Annotated in this window: 1 protein-coding gene and 2 pseudogenes; 2 read left to right on the top strand and 1 reads right to left on the bottom strand. The window is 59.2% G+C overall.

From position 1 onward, the window contains the following. Positions 1 to 182 (bottom strand): annotated as a pseudogene (locus tag EN780_RS41000) (IS110 family transposase); the annotation flags it as partial. Between the two features lie 237 nt (positions 183 to 419). Here EN780_RS41000 and EN780_RS32965 point away from each other — a divergent pair. Both EN780_RS32965 and EN780_RS32960 read left to right on the top strand, forming a co-directional pair. Beyond that, a pseudogene (locus tag EN780_RS32965) lies at positions 420 to 962 on the top strand (IS5 family transposase); the annotation flags it as partial. Positions 963 to 1,558: 596 nt separating this feature from the next. Continuing rightward, a complete protein-coding gene (locus tag EN780_RS32960) occupies positions 1,559 to 1,804 on the top strand; it encodes a DUF2285 domain-containing protein (protein WP_128276355.1) in 246 nt (81 codons plus the stop codon). Positions 1,805 to 1,984 lie beyond the last annotated feature (180 nt).

Raw genomic sequence — 1,984 nt, 5'->3', positions numbered from 1 at the left:
GCCAAGGCGATGGCGGCGACGACCTTCGTTTTCTTCCGGATCAGCAGATCGATAGTCAATCCGACCCGGGCTCGCGGTTGAGTCTACGTCTGAGCATTGATCTGTTCCATGGCGCCAAGGTACAGCAATCGTCGGATATAGCGATTGACCATCTTGGAGATCCGGCCCACCCTCTGCTTGCCTCAGTGGAGTGCCGATCTCAAAGCTGAAGTCGAAAAACCAATCAGCCGCACCCGATCAGGCTGTGCAACCCCGACCAGCTTCGCCTGATCGGGCGCTAACCGGCGTGCCCTTCACCATCCCAAGCCAGGTCCCTTTTACATGAAAAACCAGGGTCCCGATTCCGTGATGATTGACAATCCTTGTCTGTTGTGGCGCGCAGCAGCATTGACTCGCTCCTGGCAGCCGCGCGATCTTCCGATGTATTCGGCGATTGAAACAGCGTATTCCGCCGCTTCAGTCGATGGAGCAGCAAGGGTATCTGGTGGCGCATCTTCGAGGCGATATTCGATGATCCGGACTTCGAACATCTAATCATCGATTCCACCATCGTCCGAGCCGACCAACATGCGGCTGGGGCCAAAAAAGGGGGTCTGAAGATCAAGCCCTTGGTCGCTCCCGCGGCGGTGGTTCACGCTTACTGCAGGGCAAAAGGGCGATGCGCCGCAAGCCGCAGCCTTGATCGAAGGACTGTCCGCCGACGTGGTCATCGCCGACACCGCCTACGACGCCGACTATTTACGCGAAGCCATCGCCGCCAAGAATCCGGTTGCTGTCATACCCAACAATCCATCGCGCTCACTCAATATCCGCTCGACAAGCACCTCTATGCCCAGCGTCATCTCGTCGAGTGCTGCTTCTCCAAGCTCAAGCAGTTCCGCCGGGTCGCAACCCGCTTCGAGAAAACCGCCCGCAATTACCGCGCCGTTGTCACTCTCGCGGCGATTGTCCTATGGTTGCGGCAACTGTCCACACGGCCGAGCGCTATTCCAAGACGGGCGTTAAAAGCGTGCACCACCACCGTGTTCGCCGTTTCCGCCATGGATGAACCACTTTCCCCAAATGGAGAATGCGTCCGTCAAAGCAACGAGTCCAGACGTAGCGGGCTCATTTCCGACAAAGGATTCACGCGCATCGTTGCCCTGACGCGAAATCACACCAACTCGGAACCAGCAACCCGGAGAGTCGAAGGGAAACCTTGTCTGAACAGGGCGCCAAAGCGGCCCCCTAAAAGCCCCGTCGCTTGGTTGCCCGGTATGGTTGCAAATCTGGAGCGTTTTGATAGGAAATGGTGGTGCGAAAAGAGGCCTCTTGAAATGAAGCGCATGCAAGAAAAGGACATTCCCGCGTTCGTTCGGGACGTGCTCGCAACCGGCTGCGACATCTGCGCTGTCGGTCCGAGTTTCTACTCCTTGGGCGATACTGATGTTCCGCGCGACAAGCGTAAGGGATTGTACAAGAAGCTCGGCGAAATCGACGCACGCTACGGGAGCCGCGATCTGGTTACCAGATCGCGGCGCACCTGGCCTCGATTGGCCGCTACATCAACGCGCCTTCAATGGAAGACGAAGACTGGATAGACAATGAGGCACCCGAGTTGGCCGGCGTCACGCCTTACGACGTGGCGCACTTCCCGACTTACGCCGTCCTGCTGATGGCGGAGGACAAGGGCATCGACTGGCGCAAGGTGGCACGAGCCACCCTGAACATTGACCCAGAGCGCCAGCCGGAACGGGCACGTCGCGTCTGGGCATCGCACTTGGCGCGGGCGCGATGGCTGGAGCGGCTGCGGGCAGCTTCATAGTGATTTGTTGCAATAGGACATCCCGACGCTCCTACCGCCGCCAACCGGCGGGTGCTGGCGCTTAGCGCAATGGCAAGCGATAGCTTGGGCCGACCTGCAACTCGCTAGCCGAACCCTTTTTGCAGTCGGCGACCGTGTGCGAGTTCGGGCGGGGGCCCAGAGGATCGGGCGTAACGAACC

It is taken from the genome of Mesorhizobium sp. M4B.F.Ca.ET.089.01.1.1, assembly GCF_004022605.1.
Taxonomy (GTDB): Bacteria; Pseudomonadota; Alphaproteobacteria; order Rhizobiales; family Rhizobiaceae; genus Mesorhizobium; species Mesorhizobium abyssinicae.
Note: the sequence above shows the minus strand (reverse complement) of the source record. Positions and strands in the feature narration are given on the sequence as shown.

What these genes read in the sequence shown, in the direction of transcription:
- EN780_RS32960 (WP_128276355.1), top strand. Translation starts at nt 1,559, where the DNA reads ATGGAAGACGAAGACTGGATAGACAATGAGGCACCCGAGTTGGCCGGC.